This window comes from Pantoea sp. PNA 14-12, from assembly GCF_004364735.1.
In the GTDB taxonomy this organism is placed as follows: Bacteria; Pseudomonadota; Gammaproteobacteria; order Enterobacterales; family Enterobacteriaceae; genus Pantoea; species Pantoea stewartii.
The window spans coordinates 1077496-1099323 of sequence record NZ_SOAJ01000001.1 but is presented as its reverse complement, the minus strand read 5'-3'; the positions used below and the strand labels follow the sequence as shown (position 1 = coordinate 1099323).

Below are 21828 nucleotides of genomic sequence, written 5' to 3'. Positions count from 1 at the left end.
TAAACGCTACCAGTTCACTCTCTTTTGTAGGTACAGATGTAAATCAGCATGTTAGCGGGAGCCATGTGGGTAGCCTGCTTAAACGCTGGCCTAGTTTTAGCGGGAATGAAGAAGAAAAATGTAGAGCGGTATCACATCTTAAAATCACGACAGAATGATCCATATATTCAGCAAATTTAACCGTCTGTTAACTTTTGCAATGGATCACAAATTCACTGCTTGTGGCAGAAAAGTGCATATTCTCAGCCAGCCGTGACTAACCCTTCTTTTTTACACATCTCAGGATAAGGAGGTTTATTCACAACAGGAGAGTCAAATGCGTACTGAAGCCATCACCCTGGGGCTGGACTTTGGTAGTGATTCGGTGCGTGCGCTGGCGGTGGATTGTCACACTGGTCAGGAGCTGCACAGTGCCGTGGCCAACTATGCACGCTGGCAGCAGGGACTTTACAGCGATCCTCACAGCAACCGCTTTCGTCACCATCCTCAGGACTATATTGATGCTATGGAGCAGGCCATGCTGGGTGTGCTCGCGGCGCTGAGCGACACGCAACGGGCCGCCGTCGTCGGCATCGGTGTCGACAGCACCGGCTCCACCCCCGCTCCGATCGATCGTGACGGCAAGGTACTTGCCCTGCGGCCGGAGTTTGCGGAAAACCCCAATGCGATGTTTGTGCTGTGGAAAGACCATACGGCCATTGAAGAAGCGGAAGAGATTAATCGCCTGTGTCGCAGCGGCCGCTTTACCGATTACAGCCGCTATATCGGCGGGATCTACTCGTCGGAATGGTTCTGGGCCAAGATTCTTCATATTACCCGCCAGGATGCTGCCGTGCGCGATGCGGCCGTGTCCTGGGTTGAACTCTGTGACTGGGTGCCCGCCTTACTCAGCGATACCGTCGCCCCGGACAAACTCCGTCGTGGGCGTTGTGCCGCTGGTCACAAAGCGCTGTTTCATGCTGACTGGAACGGCTTACCCGACGCCGACTTCCTTAACGCGCTGGACCCGGCGCTGACTCAACAGCTGGATTCTCCCCTGTTCAGCGAGACCTGGACCGCGGATATCCCGGTGGGCACGCTGAGCCCGGAATGGTCGCAACGCCTGGGTTTACCGCAGCAGGTTACGATTTCGGGCGGCGCATTTGACTGCCATATGGGAGCGGTCGGCGCCGGTGCGCGACCCTATACCTTAGTGAAAGTGATTGGCACGTCGACCTGCGACATCCTGATTGCTGACACCGGGAAAGTCGGCGACCGCGCCATCAAAGGCATCTGTGGTCAGGTTGATGGCAGCGTCGTGCCGGGCGCGATTGGTCTGGAAGCAGGCCAGTCGGCGTTTGGCGATATTTATGCCTGGTACAGCCGCCTGCTGGGCTGGCCGCTGCAGCTGGCAGCGCAGCACCATCCCGAACTCAAACCGCAGTTGGCTGAGATGCAAAAGTCACTGATCACCCGTCTGACCGAGGCCTGGGTCGCCAGTCCGCAGTTGGATCACCTGCCCGTAGTGCTGGACTGGTTCAACGGCCGCCGTACGCCCAATGCCAACCAGCGCCTGAAAGGGGTTATTACCGACCTGAATCTCGGCACGGATGCTCCGGCCCTGTTTGGCGGCCTGATTGCGGCCACCGCCTTTGGTGCCCGCGCCATCATGGAGTGCTTCGAGCAGCAGGCAATTCCGGTGGAAAACATTCTTACCCTCGGCGGCATTGCCCGTAAATCCCCCGCCATTATGCAGGCCTGCTGTGACGTGATGAACCGGCCGCTGGATATCGTCGCCTCCGATGAGTGCTGTGCGCTGGGCGCAGCCATCTTCGCTGCCGTCGCCGCGGGCGTTCACCGCGATGTGGAGCAGGCGCAGGACGTCATGGCCAGCCCGATTGACGTGACGCTGCAGCCCGATCCGCAACGCGTCGCGCGTTATCAGGCACTTTATCAACGCTATCAACAATGGTGCGAGACGGCAGAACCCCATTATGCCGCCCGTTCCGCTTCCGCTAAGTAAAGGAGTGGTTTTATGCAACAGTTCAACGTGTGGTTTGTCATTGGTACACAGCACCTCTACGGCGCGGAAACGTTACGTCAGGTTGAACACAATGCCCGGCAGGTGGTGGACGGATTAAATCAGGCGGGTTTGCCTGTACGTCTGACGCTGAAACCGCTGGTCAAATCGCCTGATGAAGCGCTGTCGCTGTGCCGTGACGCCAGTCACGATCAAAACTGTATCGGTATCATTACGTGGTTGCATACCTTTTCGCCGGCCAAAATGTGGATCGGCGGATTGAATGTCTTAACGAAGCCCCTGCTACAGTTTCATACCCAGTTCAATGCCGAGATCCCCTGGGACAGCATGGACATGGACTTTATGAACCTGAATCAGACGGCGCACGGTGGCCGTGAGTTTGGCTTTATTGGTGCGCGCATGGGCCTGCAGCACAGCGTGGTGACCGGCCACTGGCAGGATAAACACAGCCAGCAGCGCGTCGCCAACTGGATGCGTGCGGCGCTGGCCAAACAGGCCAGTCAGCATCTGAAAGTCGCGCGTTTTGGTGACAACATGCGTGAAGTCGCGGTCACCGAAGGCGATAAAGTGGCGGCGCAAATCCAGTTCGGCTATGCGGTTAATGGCTGGGGCGTGGGGGATTTGGTGGAGGTGATCAACAGCGTCAGCGAGGGTGATGTCAATGCGCTGGTTGACGAATATGAAAGCCAGTATCGTTTCTCCGACGTGGCCGCCGCAGGCGGTGAAAAACGGCAAAACGTACTGGACGCCGCACGCATCGAGCTGGGCCTGAAGCGTTTTCTGGACGACGAAGGCTGCCAGGCGTTTACCACCAACTTCCAGACGCTGCACGGCATGACGCAGTTGCCCGGCCTGGCGGTACAGCGCCTGATGGGCCAGGGTTATGGCTTTGCGGGCGAAGGAGACTGGAAGACCGCCGCCCTGCTGCGCATCTTTAAAGTGCTGGCGGGTGACCGTCCCGGCGGCACCTCCTTTATGGAGGATTACACTTACCACTTCTCGCCGGGCAACGATTTAGTGCTGGGTTCTCATATGCTGGAAGTGTGCCCGTCTATCGCGCGGGAAGAGAAGCCGCTGATCGACGTGCAGTTCCTCGGCATCGGCAACAAAGCCGATCCGGCGCGGCTGATTTTCTCCACGCCGGCCGGTCGTGCCATTAACGCCAGTGTGATCGATATGGGCGATCGTTTCCGCCTGCTGGTTAACGTAGTGGACGCGATTGAACAGCCTAAACCACTGCCAAAACTGCCGGTAGCCCGCGCATTGTGGAAAGCGCAGCCGTCTCTGGCGACCGCCTCTGAAGCCTGGATTCTGGCAGGCGGTGCGCACCATACGGTGTTCAGTCAGGCTCTGACGCTGGACGATATGTATCTGTACGGCGAGATGCACGGCATTGAAGTGCTGGTGATTGATGAGCACACCCGGCTTCCGGCCTTTAAAGATGCGCTGCGCTGGAATGACGCCTATTACCATATGAAGCGCTAAGCACCGCTAGCGAACGCATTAACAAAGCGGCGGGCCAGCCCGTTGGCGGCCCGCTTTTTTTATGCGTCGCGCTCAACCTGAGGCACAGCGTTACTGCCCTGATATCGGGCAATAACCCCCCTGACCGCTGTCTGTTTCCTTTGCCAGTCGATCGGCAAAAGCCGCTGCCGGCCTGGCGATATGACCGCCCGATAACGGGACAGGTTATCTTCGTTAATTTTCCCCTCCGCGAGGCACCGTTACATGACTGTCATGCGGCTCAGACGTTGTGCGTGAGGGCAGTGTGACGCGGCGTCACGCTATGACTGCCCGTCTGATCGTTAATGTTTTGATAGTGAACGTCGCTGTGGCTGACGCGCGCGGGCCTGTCAGACAGGAAGCGGCTGTCTTGCTGTGTCTGTTGCGTGGGCGTCCCGGCGGCATTGCCTGCATTGACCTGAAGCGGCTTCACGGGCGCTGCCGAAGGCTGCCAGGCTATCCGCGCCTCGGTCAGCGTATTTTGGGCCAGATTCTCATTCACCTGCGCCAGTTGCCGCCGCAGCACATTGAGTTTCACTGCGGTCGCCAGCGGAATCTGACGTTCCTGATCCTCCAGCACGCTAATCTGCTGACGGGTCGCATACTGCTGTTGCAGCAACGCGCGGTACTGGCTTTCATAGCCCCAGACCACCGACTGCTCCTGTGCAAACTGCAACGCCGAAATATAGCCTTTGTTCAGCAGCGGTCGCCATTTGTTGACCAGGTTTTGCGCCATGCCAACCTGCGCGGACTCGATTTTGATTTGCTGATCAAGTTGCGCCAGTTGTCCGTTCAGCATGGCGGCCTGGAAGTGGTTATCACTGACCTGTTGCAGCGCCAGCTGCTGCGTGTGGGCCATGTCCTGCAGCAGGCTGCCCTGCTCCAGCTTCAACTGATCGCTGACGAGTTGCATGCCTTTGAGTGCCTGACGGTTTGCCTCGGCGATCATAACGACTGAGGGCACGGAGGCATGCGGCAAATGTTCACTGACGGCAGCGATTTGTCCGGTTGGGTTGGGTGCAGTAGCGGCGCTGAGCGGACGCGCGGACGCGTGCCGGCTGGACAACACCTGGCGCAGAGCGGACGCATGATTGTCGACAAAACAGATCAGGCTCACCGTTCCCACCACCAGCGAGAACAGATTACGCCGCACAAACAGTGAGGCAGAGGAAACGCCGCCAGCCGCGGCCACGCGGGACGACTCAGGAGATGGCTGTTGTAAAAATGGTTTTTCCATTTTTTACCCTTAACTCAGTGCGCGTTGGTGGTCTGTTTACGGGATGTCGCGGAAACGTTTTGCTCCCTGGCGGGCAAAAGGCCTCACCGCACACCTAACATCACATGCCCCGGAGCAGAGATAAAACAGAAGTTCATTTCCAGTCGTTACGCTTTGAAAGGGAATCTCACGATGTTTCACCAGCGGTTCAGGGATGTAAATGCCGATGTCTGGCTAACAGCACGCCTTCTCACCTACATTTTACGCAAGCGAGCGAATTAAATAGGGCGCCAGAAAACACTCAACGTCATTTCTCGCCACCCCCAGCGTCACGCCGATGCCCGCTTGCTTTAAGATCGCAATCCCTTCTCCGCGATTACGCGGATGCGGATCTTCAATGGCGATGTAAATATGTCTGGGCCTGAGCCGGGCCAGTGTTAGTGCGCAGGACGGGGTTCTGCCCTGAAAGGCACAGGGCTCTAGCGTGACATAAATTTCACACGCTTCTACAGGTAACGTAAGTGTGGAAAGTGCATCAGCCTCAGCATGGTACTGACCCGGTGAGCGGGTAAATCCGGTCGAGACAACCCGACCATTGTGAACAATTACGCACCCTACCGGTGGGTTAGGTCTGCAATGCGGCAGCGCATGGCGGGACTGCGCCAGCGCTAACAGCATAAATTGTTGTGATTTTTGCATCATTAACAGGACTCGTCTCATTACCGTTTTACGTCCGTGAGCTTAGCTACAGAACGTAAAACTCAGATAAACTGCCATTCAAATCCCGCAGAGGTCTGGCTGACATGACCTGCCGACGAGCCCGGAAAATGCGAACTAAACCAGCGTGCCTGATGCTCACTCGCCCACGTCATTGCCCAGCGCCGCTGGGCTTCGGCCTGCGCGGCATCAGCACAAAAGCGCGAGGCAAGCTGGGGCTGACTGACCTGCAAATCGTTATGCATCAGGTCACCGGAAAACAGCGCATAATCGCCCGCACTGTGCAGAATAATCGACGCGTGGTCATGACTGTGGCCGGGCGTGGGCACATAGCGCAGCACATCAGCAAACACCGGCTCTTGCGTCACATCGAACGTCTCCAGCAAACCCGCCGCGATAACCGGATTAATGCTGTCCTCTAACAGCGTTTTGCGTGCCGGATCGTGTTGCCAGCCTTTCAACCCGCTATCCGAACAGTAGTAGCGGGCATGTTTGAAAAACGGTGTCCATTTACCGTCCATCCAGTGCGTATTCCAGCCCACATGATCGCCATGCAGATGGGTGATCAGCACGATATCCACCGCGTCAGGATCGACGCCCGCGTCACGTAAGCGCTGCGCATACGGCGTGTTCAGCTGATGGGAGAGCGGAGAGCCTGCCCGCTCGCGACCATTGCCGCTGCCCGTATCGATCACAATAAGGTTGTCAGGCGTGCGGACCACCCAACTGTGAACAGAGAGCGTAATCGTTTCCGGCGTTCCGCTCGCTAACGCCTGCGCGGGAAACAGCCATTCCGTGGACAGAGACGCGTCCAGTTCAGGAATTTTAAAGACCTCGCACTCACCTACGCGGTAAACCGGCGTCACAGACATATGACCTCTCAAATCAGGGGAAAATGATACTGACTCGTCGCATATTGCCATCTTCCCGGCAGCTAAGCACGCTTAGCCCGGCATGCGTTCAAGATCGGCAATCAATCCCGGCCCTGTGGGCTGCCATCCCAGTTGCGCCCGAGTAAGCCTGCCTGAGGCGGACATATCCTGCGCAACAAAATGACTCAGCCAGCCAAAATGATCGGTAACTTCAGCGGCTGAAAGGGATATGACCGGCAGGTTGAGGATCCGCCCGAGGGCGTCGGCAAGCACGCGCAGCGTAATGCCTTCTTCGGCGACAGCATGATAACGGCTTCCTGGTCTGTTTTTTTCCAGCGCCAGCCTGTAGAGGCAAACCGTATCGTCAAGATGCACTGCTGACCAGCGGTTTTGGCCTTCATCAATAAAAGCGGAAACGCCTGTCTGTCTCGCCACCTCAATCAGCGACGTAACCAGGCCCTGTTTCAACGGATTATGTACCTGAGATAACCGCACAACGGAAACGTTGACCCCTTTTTCCAGTGCCGCCATCGCGGCCAGCTCGGATGCCCGGCGCGGATTAGGATGAAGCGGGTTGAAATAGTCTTCTACGGCAGGTCTTCCCTGCCCCGGCGAGCCCAGTCCCACCGCCGAGGTGATGATTAAGGGCCGTGCGCTTCCTGCCAGTGCCGTGGCCATCGCGGCGATTGCCTGCCGATCGGCTTCACAGTTTGTCAGAAACGTCGAAAAATCATGGTTAAAGGCGGTATGAATCACCCCCTCGCAGCTTGCCGCGCCCCGTTGCAAACTATTGTGATCGTTAATATCACCCCAAAAGGGCTCGACACCTGCTTTGCTGAGCCTGTCGACACCCTGCTGATGTCGGGTCAGTCCGACCACCTCATGCCCTGCCGCGATCAGATCGGCCGCAATCGCCGACCCGATAAAACCCGTTGCTCCTGTAAGAAATAACCGCATGTCTGTTCGTCCTCTTGTCAGCCTTCGCAACCGTGGTTGTCTACTTTACGGTGGAGAAGGAATGCGCTCTATGTGATAACGTCGCTTTTTTATGTCTGACCGTCTGGGATGATCATGGACCCGCTTTCACAGCTCTTAGCCCTGCTTGAACCACAACGTTACGTTTCCGGTGGTGTGATACTGACGCCGGAGATGTCGGTACAATGGCCCGCTCATGATGGCGTGAAGTGCTATGCCGTCGTAGCGGGTGCCTGCTGGCTGACCGTTGACGGTGTTGCGGAACCCTTGCGCCTTAACGCCGGCGAGTGCTATCTGCTCCCGCCAGGCGCACCTTTCAGGCTGGCCACAAACCCAGACGCGCAGACTGTCGATTTTCAGACGGTGCGGTCTGAGATGGTTGCCGTGACAGCGGCAAAGCTTGGTGAAACCTCCGCCTGTTTACTGGTAGGCGGGCATTTCCTGCTGACCGGACGGCCCGCACAGTTGCTGTTAGGTACGCTGCCGCCAGTGGTGCATATCCGGCGCAGCGCAGACAGAGCCGCCATGCAATGGGCGCTGGAAAGAATGTCACAGGAAGTCCGTGAAGCGCAGCCCGGCAGCGTCCTCATCGTGCAACAGCTGGCATTTATGCTGCTCATTCAGGCGTTACGGCTGTATGCAAATGACCCGCAGCAGTCAGGCTGGCTTGCGGCCCTGAAGGATAAAAAGCTGGGCGCGGCGCTGGCCTGCATGCACCAGCACCCCGAACACAAGTGGACGCTGGCGGAACTGGCAGCCAGGGTGGGAATGTCACGCGCGGTTTTTGCTGAACGATTTAAGCAAACGGTGGGCATCGCGCCCGTCGACTATCTCACGCAATGGCGCATGCATCTTGCCTGCGACCAGTTAAAAAAAGGGAATGGCGGGCTTACCGCAATTGCTGCCGGGCTGGGCTATGAATCTGAGAGCGCCTTTGCAAAAGCCTTCAAGCGTGTCATCGGTGTTTCACCAGGCAAATTCAGTAAAGAAAACGCCTGATCGGGCGGCCCGAAACCAGGGATGATGGCGGACTTCAGGGGAATATGGCTGCGCGGGGCTGAAAATCCCTACGTGAGTACGGCAGCACTTGCTGCGGGCCTGTACAACGCTCATGAAAGAGGCTCATTAACCTGAATAAATATCACCGCTTTTCCCGCAACATGAGAAACCTTCACATGAGCCGTTTTCATGAGGAGACGGAAACCGGGATATTGGCAGGCCTTACGCCACAAGGGTTCAGGGCGCATTGCATCACGGCACAGTCTGTCAGTTTGTCTCCATTACGCGTACGGCAGGGGCTTTACCTCTGTCGACCATGAAGATGGCTCATGTTGTGTTGAAATTAAGTCGCTTTCCCTTCCTCCGCGGCTCTGGCATAAAATATGCTTTATTGACAAACACACAACGTGAAAGCGGTTAAACGAAAAACCAGAATGCAGGCCAGTCTGGATAACTAACAGCCACAGACCGTTTTTCACATCAGAACGCAGGGTGCATCACGATGAAAAAAGAATTCACATTTACGATTAAGAGCAGTGTTTTCGATGAGAATTACAACCCGTCTGAAAATACGCGCATCACCACCAATTTTGCTAACCTGGCGCGCGGGACAAACCGTCAGGAAAACCTGCGCAATGCCTTAACGATGATTGATAATCGCTTCAACTCGCTGGCGCACTGGGATAATCCAAAGGCCGATCGTTATGGTGTGGAACTTGAAATTATCTCGGTTGAGTTAAATATCGAAAACGAGACGCAACGCGGCGCGTTTCCTGTAATTGAAATTCTGAAAACCCATATCGTCGATAAAAAAACTCAGCAGCGTATTGAAGGTATTGTTGGCAATAACTTCTCCTCTTACGTGCGCGATTATGATTTCAGCGTGCTGCTGTCTGAGCACAATAAAAACAACACCGGCTTCAGCGCACCTGCTAACTTTGGCGATTTGCACGGCAATATTTTCAAGTGCTTCGTGAACTCTTCGGCCTTTAAAGAGAACTTTAAAAAACAGCCGGTCATTTGCCTGAGCGTGTCCAGCAAAAACGTTTATACCCGCACAGGAAACCGTCATCCGGTACTGGGTATTGAATACCAGCAGGATGCCTATTCCCTGACTGACCAGTATTTCCACAAGATGGGCCTGACGGCGCGCTATTTCATGCCGGAAAACAGTGTTGCCCCGTTGGCGTTTTATTTCTCAGGTGACCTGTTGAGTGATTACACCAATCTTGAGCTGATCAGCACCATTAGTACGATGGAGACGTTCCAGAAAATTTATCGTCCTGAGATTTACAATGCTAATTCACCGGCTGGCCAGTGTTATCAGCCAAGCCTGAACCATCTGGACTATTCATTAACGCGCATTGTTTACGATCGCGAAGAGCGTAGCCTGTTAGCGGTAGAACAAGGGAAATTTACCGAAGAGAAATTCATTAAACCTTATAAAGCCGTTCTTGAAGAGTGGTCTGCCAGTTACGCGCTTTGATTAACCGAAATACAAGGTCACCTATTATGAAAATGTTGTTACCTACCTCAACCGCAGGCAGTTTACCGAAGCCATCCTGGCTGGCTCAGCCTGAAACGCTGTGGTCGCCCTGGAAGCTGCAAGGCTCAGAACTGGCTGAAGGGAAAAAAGATGCGCTGCGTTTAATTCTGGACGATCAAATCCAGGCCGGTATTGATATCGTCAGCGACGGTGAACAAACGCGCCAGCACTTTGTGACGACATTTATTGAGCACCTGAATGGTGTTGATTTCGAGAAGCGCGAAATTGTCCGTATCCGTAATCGTTATGATGCCAGCGTACCGACGGTGATCAGCGCGGTTAGCCGTCAGAAACCCGTCTTTATTGACGATGCGAAATTCTTGCGTCAGCAGACTAAGCAGCCGATCAAATGGGCGCTGCCGGGTCCGATGACCATGATTGATACGCTGTATGACGGCCATTACAAGAGTCGTGAAAAACTGGCCTGGGAATTTGCCAAAATTCTGAATCAGGAAGCCAAAGAGTTAGAAGCGATTGGCATCGACATTATTCAGTTTGATGAGCCCGCTTTTAACGTGTTCTTTGATGAAGTCAACGACTGGGGCATCGCCGCGCTGGAACGCGCTGTGGAAGGCCTGAAGTGCGAAACCGCTGTGCATATTTGCTACGGCTACGGTATCAAAGCCAATACCGACTGGAAGAAGACGCTGGGGACGGAATGGCGTCAATATGAAGAAGTGTTCCCGAAACTGCAAAAATCAAAAATCGATATCGTTTCGCTGGAATGTCAGAATTCGCGCGTGCCGATGGAGCTGATTGAGCTGATTCGGGGTAAAAAAGTCATGGTGGGTGCCATTGATGTAGCAACCAATACCATTGAAACGCCGGAAGAAGTGGCCGCGACGCTGCGTAAGGCGTTGCAGTTTGTGGATGCCGACAAACTCTATCCGTCAACCAACTGCGGTATGACGCCATTATCCCGTGAGGTGGCGCGTGGCAAGCTCCATGCCTTAAGCGCGGGTGCGGCTATTGTTCGTCAGGAGCTTTCAGCGTAATTCACGCGGGTAATCTGCAGCAGGTGAGCGCGCTGACGTGACTCGCCTGCCATCCCTGCCTTGTCGTTATCATCCCTTTGTGTAAGAACAGCCTGGCACTGACCGGGCTTTTTCGTGCGGGGGCCGCTGCCGTATCTGATGAATTAGCGTGGGCATTGATCATGCCTGCGGAAACGGTGGGACATAATGCAATCATGGAGCAGTCCCTGCTCCGCTGTTCAGTCCCTTATAAGCCGGTATCAGGAGCCACGATGGCTGTTCTGGCCCCCTTTCTTACCGGCTTCTGAGGCTTTTTCACGATCGTTTTTGAAATTGCCGCCGCTGTTCTGGCCGCCTTTTTTACCGGCTTCAGAAGCTTTCTCTTTATCTTCCGCGAAATTACCTGATCCGCCACGATGTTCAGTCATAATATTTCCTCTTCAGGTTAAAGTTGTCTGCTTCTTTGCTTCACCATTTGCATGGCACTGTTAAGGTTATAACGCGCCTGTTAATCTGCAAGCGTGGCGGATAAAACATTCGCCGCTTTGTTTAGCGCTTTTAATACTGCCGCGCAACCGCAACGGAGGGCGGAAAATAAAAGCGAAAAACAACAAGATAATCACCATAAAACTCGCTTCTCTTGTTTAAATGCGACTGTTTTCATTCGTCAAAAAATTAACAAGAGGTTACATTTAGGCGTGTAGAACGGCAATTTTCAGGCAAAATAAATACTCAGCCTTAGGCTGACATCCCTTCACGGTTAAAAGACAATCTGTTTACGCACCACCACGTGCTCCCGCAGCATCCCACTCAACCTTTTGCCAGCCTCAGAAAACGACGCTACCACCTCTGACGCCTGCCCTGTAATACCGTGCTCTGCCATTAAGCTTTACCTGTGGGCGTCGGCCACGTGTTAACGGCCTTATTGATCAGGGGCACACTAACGCTGCCTGGAAATAAAAGAGAGTGGTCTGTCGTCAGGAACAGGTAACGTATTTCAGTCATCCGTCAGCGGCAACAGCGCGCGATCAGGAAAAGCCACGCCGATTGTGAATATTCATTACTCCGCGCGCTCTAAATAAAACCCTGCGGCTAACAAACGCTCCCCATGCCTGTCGCGCGAGTGAATATACCGCTTTATTTTCTCGCCTGGCGGTTTAAAAAGACGACCTCCCGTTTCGTCGGTTAAAACATAACAGGACGCCCCCAACGCCAGCTATGAAAATAGTGGCATTCACTGACATCAAAAAATGCTATCGCGCCCTGTGTGTTGATAAACGGATTGAGCGTTTCTGTTAGGTGAAAAAAGAAAATGGGATCGTTGCGTGGCAGCATGAATATGTCGCCGTCAGGCCGGCAGGGTATAAAAAAAGTTAAGATTCGTCTTAAAAAAATCGGGCAGTAAAGCTGTACATGGAATGAAACTTTCGTACAAATTTAATGCTAATAATCCTCATTTTCAAAGAGTAAAAAACCTTTCAAGACGAAGCGGTATTAAAAAAACCGTTTTTTATTTTTTTCCATTGTATTGTTTCGCATTGGAATTATCAGAAACCATCGACCAAAATGAGGCTTTCCACTGTTAATGATGAAATGAGAGAGGATAGACCCATGGTCAAATATCGTGGCGGCGCAGGAAATTTTGCAGCAAACCCCGAGAGAGCCTCTGAAGCGGGTCGGAAAGGCGGCAAAAACAGTAGCGGAAACTTCAGGAACAACCCCGAGCGTGCAGTAGAGGCGGGCCGTAAAGGGGGAAAAGTCAGCCGTCGTACGGGCTAGTTCCCTTTGCGATTTCGCCCGTCTGCCTTTGCCGCGCTGGCGAGCATCTCTTTATACCTCCACCGAAACGCGCAACGCCAGGAAGGCCGCTTATCTTCCTGGCGCTGGTGCACATCTGATTTTTTATAAACAGGAGTTTTTATGTTGTCATCCGACACGCTCTGTGCGCTCACAGGCGCCTCCCTGACCAATGTACGACGCTGGCAACGGTATGGACTTGTTGCTGTAGATCCCGTGACAGACTACTGGACAGAAGCCCAGCTCGAAGAAATCCGCGAAGTCATGTCAGCCAATGCCCACGGCGCAACGGCGCAGGAAATGCACGATGGCCGCAGGCAATCAGAGGGCGTAATGACGTATGGCTGGCCCGCCCGCCGTGGCGAAATCCTGACCAGCCTGGAGTTTGGTTCAGACAGGCAGTTGATCCGGGTTATCCGTAGCCTGAGTCGTGACTTTGCCGGTGACGATTTTGTCCGGTCTTTAATGCGTCCACTCTGCAGTTGGCTGCGCGAGGACCAGCGTCGTGGCGCTGCGCGCAGGCTTGCCCGCTTTGAACATGTCACGGAGCATCATCACGCCTGTGTGACCCGCGCAGCCTCTCGCTCGACCAGCATACCGCTGTTGCTTGAGATTGCAGGTGAAGTACAAAACACAGATGTGCTGCTTGAGGCCATCCGGTTAACGGCACAGGGCTTTAGTGTGGATGTCTGCGTGGACACCTCTGTGCCGCTGCCAGCTCATCAGCGTAAGTCTTACGATCACCATCTGATCTGGCAGGCCAGCCAAATCAGCGTTCAGTAGCCGGTTCGCGTTAATGCTGCCCTTCCCCTCTTCATTCCGCAAACAGGTTAGCGTTTTCTCTGCACTCCGCGTGGCTGCGGTATGTTCTCCGCCGCTTTCCCTTGCGTTCTGACACTCCCCTTGCGTGCTGTTTTGGTGCGGACACGCGTGACCCCAGCCTTACCGTAAACGCGCTCACTTATCCTTCAATCCTGACGTTTTATGAAAGACCGTGGACTAACGCGGGCCATAGCATGGCGGTGACTGAGCCGGACAGGTTAGTTCCGGGCCGCCTTTTCCGGTTACGCATCCGCGGCGGTGTACGCCCCCAGTGATGCGCCCCATACAACTCAATGCCACTGGCGACGCGATTGTGCGCCCGCTGCGTACCGCTTCTCTCAGAGGGCGCACACGTTCTGTGAATACCGGGCTAACGACGCGTGGCAGAGCCGGCCAGTGCGCTTTCAGGCTGAACGCGTTCGAGCCTGACAGGGGTGCTTTTATAGGCCGGTATACCACTTTTGGTATCATGGCTGTCCAGCGGTACCAGTACGTTCGCTTCCGGATAATAGGCTGCGACCGAACCATAGGCCATATCGTGCACCACGATGGTCAGCTTATCCATGCGCCTTGAGGTCGGGTTACCGTCCGGGTCCAGGGCGATGACGTTGACCTGCTCGCCGACGCGTAACTGCCGTTTTTCGGCCTCATCCGGGTTGATAAACAGCACATCCCGGCGTCCTGTTACGCCCCGGTAGCGATCGTTCAGACCATAGAGCGTTGTATTGTATTGGTCGTGGCTGCGCAATGTCGTCAGCACCAGATCGTGGCAGGTCAGTGAGCGTGGATCTTCATTGATGCCCGCCATCACCAGGAACTGCGCTTTTCCTGACGGCGTGTGCCAGATGCGCTCGGATGCGCCATTGGGCAGGCGAAAACCACCCGGTTGTTGAATGCGCTGATTATAGTTTTCGAAGCCCGGAAACACCGCTTCAATGGCCTGGCGGATATTACTGTAATCACGCGTCATCTTGTCCCAGTCGACAACCGTATCAGGCAATGTGGCTTTCGCCAGGCTGGCCACCAGCAGCGGCTCTGACTTCAGGTGCGGCGAGGCGGGATCGAGCGTGCCTCGTGAAGCATGTACCATCGACATGGAATCCTCAACCGTGACACTTTGCGCACCCGAGGGTTGCTCATCCACCTCCGTGCGTCCCAGTACCGGAAAAAGATAACTGTGCTTTGCCATCAACAGATGTGAACGGTTCAACTTCGTCGCCATGTGCACCACCAAATCCAGATTGCGCATGGCAGGAAAGGTGACCTGTGGGTCAGACATGGCTTCAGCCAGGTTGCCGCCAAGGCACAGCAGCGCTTTAGCACTGCCGTCACGGATGGCGCGAATTGCCTCAACCGCGCCGTGACCGTGTTGTCTGGGCGGCGTAAAGCCAAACACTTTTTCCAGACTGTTCAGCAGACTGTCAGACGGGATTTCGGTAATCCCAACCGTGCGATCACCCTGAACATTGGAGTGGCCGCGCAGCGGACAAATGCCGGCCCCCTTTTTGCCCATGTTGCCGCGCATCAGCAACAGATTCGCGATTTGCTGTACATTCTGTGTTCCGTACTGATGTTGTGTAATGCCCATGCCGTAGCAAATAATGGTGCGATCCGCCTCCGCATACAGCCGGGCCAGATGCTGAATCTCTTCACGCTCCATCCCTGAAACTTTCAGAATGTGCGCCCAACTGGTCGCCTCCAGATCGGCCTTCAGTGCCTCGAAGCCCTCAGTGTGTTCATGAATAAAGGCCTCATCCAGCACACCCGGTTCGCCCTGTTCTCTGGCCGTCGCATCCATGGCGAGCAGGAATTTCATCATCCCTTTCAACATGGCCGCGTCACCGCCTACGCGCACTTTATAATAGGTTGACGCCAGCTCGGTTGAGCCCATCGACAGCATCTCGATCGGGCTTTGCGGTGAGGTAAACCGCTCCAGCCCGCGTTCGCGTAACGGATTAATCGCAACAATCGTCGCACCACGTTTTGACACCTCTCTGAGCGTGCCCAACATGCGCGGATGGTTGGTGCCCGGGTTATGACCAATACATAAGACAAGGTCGCAATGGTCAAAGTCATCCAGCTCGACGGTGCCTTTTCCTACGCCGATGGATTCCGGCAACCCCACACTGGTCGGCTCGTGGCACATATTGGAACAGTCTGGGAAGTTATTGGTACCGTATTCGCGGGCAAACAACTGCCAGAGAAAAGCGGCTTCATTCGATGCGCGGCCAGAGGTATAAAACTCAACCATGTTCGGATCGCTATAGCTGCGCAGCCGCTCACCTATTTCACGAAAGGCCGTTTCCCATGCGATGGGCTGATAGGTATCGCTGGCCGCATCATATTTCATCGGATGGGTCAGCCTCCCTTCGCCTTCCAGATCCAACGCGCTGCGCGCCCACAAATCGCTGACCTTGTTAGCCGCGAAAAAATCGGGCGTGGCACGCTTACTGGTGGCTTCCCACGACACCGCTTTGGCCCCGTTTTCGCAAAACTCAAAAGAAGACGTATGCTGCGGATCAGGCCAGGCGCAGCCGGGGCAATCAAAGCCCTGGGGCTGGTTCACCCTGAACAGGGCAATGACGTCCTGTTTCACCGCCATTTGTCCCCGAATCGCATCCGCTACAGCTTTTAATGCGCCCCAGCCACCCGCTGAGCCGCCATACGGTTTGACCCCAAAAGTACGATTCGTTTCTTTCATTTTTATCCCAACCTGTATCAATGACTTTTGCTTAAGCCTGGTACAGGATTAGGAACACGCCTGTTAAGCAGGGCGCAAAGCCTGATTTAATTTTTGCAAAATGTTACCTCGCTGCGGTTAATTGCAGCCCATGCGCTTTTTGTGTCCCAACGGCGTTACCCGCCGTGTTTCGCTTAAAAGGCAGAATTTTAAATCACGCGTAAATAGCGAGCCGACGTCACTTTTCATTTGCATAATCATGAGCAGGCAGCGTCCGCCAAATAGCGGGAAAATGACGACGAAAATCATATCCACTCGCGTCGCATGATATTCATTTATCCGTTCTGCTTATTTCTGGCTGGCCATTGACGCTTCTGGCGGTTTATATTTCTCCGGTGAGTCACGCCAACCGCCTGTTCGCTTACCCTTTCAGTTCTGACTTTACAGCAGCATCCTGTAGAGGTTCTTTTTTACTGGCGCCCCAGACATCATCATAGGCATAGCCGGTCAGCGCTTTGATCACCTCACGGGTTTCGGCATCACAGTCTTTAGGTGAACCGCCCAGCTTACGGCGTGCGACTTCTTTAATCAGCAATTTGTGGCTGCGCTGGGTCAGTTTGAACTGGAACGTCAGCCAGAAACTCACGGCCAGAAGCGCGCCTGTCACGCCTGCCATCAGCAGGACAATGGCGGTGATTGCGCTATCAGGCTGAGCGCCGTTCCCTTTGGCAAACCCGCTTTCCTGGAGCACCACGCCAATAATAAAGATGGCAATCGCGACCGAACTTTTGCGCGTAAGCACCATGACGCCCGCGAAGATGCCTTCCCGGCGCTGACGGGTTACCATTTCATCAATATCGGGAATGAAGCTGTAAATATTCCACGGAATATAATACAGCCCCGCGCGCGCTATCCCCATAAACAGGAAGGCGGCGCTAAATAACAGCACGGGTACATGCCACTGCCAGAGATAAACGGCATACAGAAAAAGCAACACGACGGCAATAGATATATAAGAGAGTCTCAAGGCGTTAGAGGGCGTCATAGAAAATCTGCCCAGCAACAGCATAAATAAAAAGGTGCCGGGGATAGACATAAACATCATATTACTCAGAAGCAGCGAGGCTAATGAGGCATCCTGTTTTAACCCATAAATAACGAAATAGGTAAAAACGGCAAGAAACACATCCATCGCTGTGAACGAGCAGATATAAATGAGCAGGTGCTGACGAAACGCCCGAATTTTAAATGACGAGGCGAGATCCACAAACATGTGTTTCACATGCGAAAGAAAATGACGCGCGGGTGCCGGTGGCTTTTGAACCTCGTCTGCATCCTGAATATCTTTCGCTTCCCAGGTGGTATACCAGGTAATAAATACCGCGACGCAGTAAATCACTGAGAAAATCACGCCCGTCAGTGTATAGGTGATGGCGTTGTCTTTGCCCGTGTATGTCATGATGACGCCCGGTACCGAGACCGCAAGAAAACTTCCCAGCGAAGAAAACATCATCCGCACGCCGGAAAGGCGAGTGCGTTCACTGAAACGGTTGGTCATTTCTGACGACAGGGTTTCCCACGGCACCAGCACCATGGCAGATAACAATTCGATGGTGAGATAGGTGCCAAGATAATACCAGTAGCTCATATCCGTGACCCACAATGCGCCGTACAGCAGCATCAGAGGCGAGGAAATTAACAAGAAGAAACGACGACGGCCGAATTTGCGCCCGGCCCAGGTATGGCCGAAATTATCCGTGATGTAACCCATGATCGGACTCAGTACGGAATCAATCACCCTGGCAATGGCGAAGATGGATCCGGCTTCCAGCACCGATAACCCGCAGTAGGTGGTATAAAAAAACAGTAACCAGGCACCTATCACTGCAAAGGCACCGCCTCCAAATAAGTCGGTAATGCCGTAGCCTGTTGCTACGCCATACCCGACGCGACGTTCAGTCGGTTTAACCATTTATCTGCTTCCTGTTCTGGTCGGTGTTTTATAACGGCAAGCCAGTGCCTGCCGTCGCTGTTATCAACAGAATTGGAAAAGAATGGGCGTGCGGGCTGACTACACCGCGTTAGCTAACATTTGGGCTTTGATACACAGTTCAGCCGCTTTAAACGCATGTTCCTGCGTCATGGCGTGCTCGGTGCGATGCAGACAGTCGGTGATCAACTGGCCAAAGAACGGGAAACCCACCGTGCCCGCCACGCTGTAGCGAAACTCACCGTCCTGATTCACCAGGTAAACCACATCCTGCTCGTCACGCGTGAGATCGGTATACTTGCGAATTTCGATGTAACCGTCGGTTCCGAGCAGCGTCATTCGCCCGTCGCCCCAGGTCGATAAGCCTTCCGGGGTGAACCAGTCACAGCGAAAATAGCCGGTTGCGCCATTTTCCCCTGCCAGCATCGCCTCGCCGAAATCTTCAAACTGCGGATGGTGCGGATGGTGAAAATTGCGCACCTGACTGGCAACCACTCGGGCCTGACCATTGCCGGTGTAATAGAGAAACTGCTCGATCTGGTGGCTGCCGATATCGCACAAAATGCCGCCAAAGTAGCGACGTTGATAGAACCAGTCCGGACGACCGGTTCCTTCGCGATGCGGCCCCGTGCCCAGCGTTTGCACCACCCGACCAATCGCGCCCTGTTCCACTAACTGTCCCGCGAAAACCGCGCTCTCAACGTGCAGACGCTCGCTGTAGTAAACCGCATATTTGCGGCCGGTTCTGGCGCACATGGCTTTGGCATCGTCCAGCTGTTCCAGGCTGGTCAGCGGGGCTTTATCGGTGAAGTAATCTTTCCCGGCCGCCATGACTTTCAGTCCCAGCGCACAGCGTTCCGAGGGAATGGCCGCCCCTGCCACCAGCCGCACCTGTGTGTCAGCGAGGATCGTGTCCAGGGAATCCGCCACCTGAGCCTGCGGAAACTGTTGCAGGAACCTGTCGACTTTGGTCGCATCCGGGTCATAAACCCATTTCAGCGTCGCCCCGGCTTCAGTCAGGCCATTGCACATCGCATAGATATGCCCATGATCCAGCCCGGCGGCAGCGATAATAAACTCGCCTGGGTTTACAACCGGCTGGGGTTTGCCTTTCGGCGCGTAGTTCATGCCATCCTTTTGATTCATGGTGTTGTCCTCACGCAAAGTTTTTGCCTAACGGGATCGCATCCTCATCCGCGAAATTTTCCACGGAGGCCTGTTTTTCATAAAAGTGCGGTGCGCTGGCAATCAGGCCACCGGTACGGTAGAAGGTGTCGTTGCTGGCAATCGGCAGCGTGACGGTGGTATGGGTTATAGCCGACTTGTAGATGGCGGTGATTAACGCCAGGGATTGCTTGCCCTGCTCACCGTCTACCAGCGGCGCACGCTGCTGCTCAATGGCCGAGAAAAAGTCATCCACCTGACCGGCATGCAGTGTCCATGTCAAGGACGGGATCTGCGCATACAGCTGGTCCAGTTCGTTTTCCAGCGCGATGTGATGATCCTGTTCCGGAAAGCCGTTTTCCGCCGCCTGATAAGCAACGGGTTGCCAGGGCGCAGAGAGCCGCGCTTTCTCGCCCTGTAAAATGATTTTTTGATCTTCACCGTGATGCACCACCGAGGCCGTCAGCTGTGCCAGCGTGCCGTTCGGGTAACGGAAAATAGCGGCACTGAGATCTTCGACCTCCGCATTGTCATGGGCGACATTGCTCATCATGGCGACCACGTCCGTCGGTGCGCCGAGCATCCATTGCAGCGCATCGATGTGGTGCACAGCATGATTGAGCGTGCAGCCCCCACCTTCTTTTTCCCACGTCCCGCGCCACCACAGGTCGTAGTAGGCATGACCGCGCCACCACAATGAATCAACCTGGGCGTGACAAATCTTTCCTGCCAGGCCGGAATCCACGGCCGCTTTTAACCGCCAGAAGGCATCGGTAAAGCGGTTCTGCGCCACCACGGAGAGCACTTTGCCGCTGGCCTTTTGCGCCGCGATCATGGCATCGCACTCTTCAAGCGATGCCGCCATCGGCTTCTCGCACAGCACATGTTTGCCTGCCTGTAGCGCCGCTATCGTATTCTCGGCATGCACATAAGGCGGCGTGCAGACATCCACCACATCGATATCTGCGCCATCCGCCAGCATGGCGAGATGATCGCTGTACACGCGTACATCCTTCAGGCCGTAACGCTGCAATTTATCGCGGGCTTTGTCCGGGTACACATCCACTACCGCCACAATTTTGCCGCGTTCGGGAAACTGCAAAAACGCCTGAATATGTAAATTGGCAATATTACCCATACCTACTATCGCAATTTTTAACATGCCACTTCTCCGTCTTTGACCGTCGCTGTCGTCTTTGCGAGGAACATAGAAAAGCGGCTGTCGTGGGACAAACTGTTTTTGTGAGAATGTTCGCAGAGCGGCAAGGTAGTTTGTGAACAGCATGTAAAACCGCATTACTATCAAGCCACTACGGCTGCAAAAAATTGCAAAAATTGATTGGGACGGGGATCACACTATGGCGGGCAAGCTCAGGATGGACGAAATTTCGGCAAAAACCGGGTACTCTGTCAGTACCGTTTCGCGCGTACTGAGCGGCAAGGCTTATACCAGTGAAAAAGCCCGTAATGCGATTGTGCGCTGTGCACGTCAACTGGGTGTGTTGCACGACATGGTCAGCAGCCGCCTGTTAATTAACGGTCTGGTGGTCTTTGCGCCCGCCCGGACCTTTGCGCCGCGCGGCGATCACTTCTATCTGGAAGTGACGCGCGGGATTGCCGAAGCCTGTGCCAGCCATGATGTGCACATCAGTTACTGCCCACTGGAGGAACAGCGTGCCGATGTGAAACTGTTTCTGGAGAAGGCGGGCGCAAAAAGCAACGATGCGATCATCATCATCGGCACCGACGATCAGGCGATATTCAGCCTGGCAGCCTCGCTGAATAAACCCTGCGTCCTGATAAATTCCCGCGATAAAGACATGAAACTGGATGCGGTCTCCCCCGATCACCATGCGATTGGGTTCAGCGCCATGCAGCACCTGTTTGAGCAAGGGCACCGCCGGGTTTTGACCGTCACCTGTCTGCGCCGTGAAACGCTGTTTCTGCGGCTGGAGGGAATTAAAGACGCGTACCGCCATTTTCACCTGCCCTTTAGCGCGCAGAAGGACCTGATTGTGGTTGAAGCCTATTCTGAGCATGAAACCGAAGCCGCCCTGAATGGCTGGCTGGACGAACATCCGCGTGAGGAGTGGCCCGATGTGATAGTGCCGGTGGGCAAAGGGATTATTACCGGCGTTCAGACTGTGCTGGCGGCACGTTCCTTGCGTATTCCCGAAGATATCTCACTGATGACGACCGATCTGGCAAGTCAGCTGGCGGGCGCGGCTGGCAGGCCGGTGACAGGCTTTGCCGTCCCGTGTCGGGAGCTGGGCTACGAAGCCATCCAGCTTCTGCAGAACCGTCTGAACCGGCCCCATGCGCCCGTGTATAATCTGCTGTTGCAGGCAAAACTGATCGACCACGGCACGGTCGCCAATGCCACTCGCCATGCGGCGCGGGAGGAAATACGGGACGATCAGACACCGGCCTGAACAGAGGGATGCGGGTTTGCAGCAGGCAAGTCATCTGTTGCAGGCCCCGCTCAACGCTAGCATTTGTGATTAGCCGGCTGACACGGGCACAATAGGCGTGAATTCTCACCGAGCCCACAAG

General features: G+C 54.7%; 18 protein-coding genes. 8 read left to right on the top strand and 10 right to left on the bottom strand.

The features are described from left to right. Positions 1-316 precede the first annotated feature (316 nt). Both C7434_RS05265 and araA read left to right on the top strand, forming a co-directional pair. A complete protein-coding gene (locus C7434_RS05265; RefSeq protein WP_133745207.1) occupies positions 317-2002 on the top strand; it encodes a ribulokinase in 1686 nt (561 codons plus the stop codon). Between the two features lie 12 nt (positions 2003-2014). Continuing rightward, complete coding sequence (gene araA / locus C7434_RS05260; RefSeq protein ID WP_033741297.1) at positions 2015-3505, top strand: L-arabinose isomerase; 1491 nt, start codon at positions 2015-2017, stop codon at positions 3503-3505. Positions 3506-3764: 259 nt separating this feature from the next. Here araA and C7434_RS05255 read toward each other — a convergent pair whose 3' ends face one another. The 4 genes from C7434_RS05255 to C7434_RS05240 form a co-directional block, all read right to left on the bottom strand. Continuing rightward, entirely contained in the window at positions 3765-4760 is a 996-nt protein-coding gene (locus C7434_RS05255) for a hypothetical protein (protein ID WP_033741296.1), read from the bottom strand. Positions 4761-5000: 240 nt separating this feature from the next. Further along, positions 5001-5438 (bottom strand): bifunctional diaminohydroxyphosphoribosylaminopyrimidine deaminase/5-amino-6-(5-phosphoribosylamino)uracil reductase RibD, encoded by a 438-nt coding sequence (locus tag C7434_RS05250; protein ID WP_033741472.1) that lies wholly within the window; start codon positions 5436-5438, stop codon positions 5001-5003. Between the two features lie 62 nt (positions 5439-5500). Then, positions 5501-6328 (bottom strand): MBL fold metallo-hydrolase, encoded by an 828-nt coding sequence (locus C7434_RS05245; RefSeq protein WP_033741294.1) that lies wholly within the window; start codon positions 6326-6328, stop codon positions 5501-5503. A 72-nt stretch (positions 6329-6400) separates the two neighbouring features. Next, positions 6401-7285, bottom strand: a complete 885-nt coding sequence (locus C7434_RS05240; RefSeq protein ID WP_033741292.1) for an SDR family oxidoreductase — start codon at positions 7283-7285, stop codon at positions 6401-6403. Between the two features lie 114 nt (positions 7286-7399). Here C7434_RS05240 and C7434_RS05235 point away from each other — a divergent pair, with 114 nt between their 5' ends. The 3 genes from C7434_RS05235 (at position 7400) to C7434_RS05225 (ending at position 10843) form a co-directional block, all read left to right on the top strand. Further along, positions 7400-8302 carry an AraC family transcriptional regulator gene (locus C7434_RS05235; RefSeq protein WP_033741290.1) on the top strand — a complete coding sequence of 301 codons (903 nt, stop codon included), beginning with the start codon at positions 7400-7402 and terminating at the stop codon, positions 8300-8302. Positions 8303-8804: 502 nt separating this feature from the next. Next, positions 8805-9788, top strand: a complete 984-nt coding sequence (locus C7434_RS05230; protein WP_033741287.1) for a DUF1852 domain-containing protein — start codon at positions 8805-8807, stop codon at positions 9786-9788. Between the two features lie 26 nt (positions 9789-9814). After that, a complete protein-coding gene (locus tag C7434_RS05225; RefSeq protein WP_133745206.1) occupies positions 9815-10843 on the top strand; it encodes a methionine synthase in 1029 nt (342 codons plus the stop codon). A 239-nt stretch (positions 10844-11082) separates the two neighbouring features. Here C7434_RS05225 and C7434_RS05220 read toward each other — a convergent pair whose 3' ends face one another. After that, positions 11083-11250, bottom strand: coding sequence for a general stress protein (locus C7434_RS05220; RefSeq protein ID WP_006119054.1), 168 nt, complete (start codon positions 11248-11250; stop codon positions 11083-11085). 332 nt (positions 11251-11582) lie between these two features. Beyond that, complete coding sequence (locus C7434_RS22315) at positions 11583-11705, bottom strand: hypothetical protein (protein WP_269751334.1); 123 nt, start codon at positions 11703-11705, stop codon at positions 11583-11585. Positions 11706-12433: 728 nt separating this feature from the next. On the opposite strand from C7434_RS22315, the gene C7434_RS05215 reads away from it, so the two are divergent. After that, complete coding sequence (locus C7434_RS05215; protein ID WP_006119050.1) at positions 12434-12601, top strand: general stress protein; 168 nt, start codon at positions 12434-12436, stop codon at positions 12599-12601. Positions 12602-12742: 141 nt separating this feature from the next. Beyond that, the gene (locus tag C7434_RS05210) at positions 12743-13402 is read left to right on the top strand and encodes a hypothetical protein (protein ID WP_033741470.1); all 660 of its coding nucleotides are present in this window, start codon (positions 12743-12745) and stop codon (positions 13400-13402) included. Positions 13403-13811: 409 nt separating this feature from the next. Here C7434_RS05210 and C7434_RS05205 read toward each other — a convergent pair whose 3' ends face one another. From C7434_RS05205 to C7434_RS05190, 4 genes are all read right to left on the bottom strand, one after another. Further along, a complete protein-coding gene (locus C7434_RS05205; RefSeq protein ID WP_039340474.1) occupies positions 13812-16142 on the bottom strand; it encodes an FdhF/YdeP family oxidoreductase in 2331 nt (776 codons plus the stop codon). 400 nt (positions 16143-16542) lie between these two features. Then, positions 16543-18093: an MFS transporter gene (locus C7434_RS05200; RefSeq protein WP_033741284.1), complete on the bottom strand. Its 1551-nt coding sequence runs from the start codon at positions 18091-18093 to the stop codon at positions 16543-16545. 99 nt (positions 18094-18192) lie between these two features. Further along, complete coding sequence (locus tag C7434_RS05195; protein ID WP_033741283.1) at positions 18193-19257, bottom strand: Gfo/Idh/MocA family oxidoreductase; 1065 nt, start codon at positions 19255-19257, stop codon at positions 18193-18195. Positions 19258-19267: 10 nt separating this feature from the next. Then, positions 19268-20437 carry a Gfo/Idh/MocA family oxidoreductase gene (locus tag C7434_RS05190; protein WP_054687784.1) on the bottom strand — a complete coding sequence of 390 codons (1170 nt, stop codon included), beginning with the start codon at positions 20435-20437 and terminating at the stop codon, positions 19268-19270. A gap of 196 nt (positions 20438-20633) precedes the next feature. Between C7434_RS05190 and C7434_RS05185 the strand changes: the two genes are divergently transcribed. Further along, a complete protein-coding gene (locus tag C7434_RS05185) occupies positions 20634-21707 on the top strand; it encodes a LacI family DNA-binding transcriptional regulator (RefSeq protein WP_033741281.1) in 1074 nt (357 codons plus the stop codon). Positions 21708-21828: the final 121 nt, after the last annotated feature.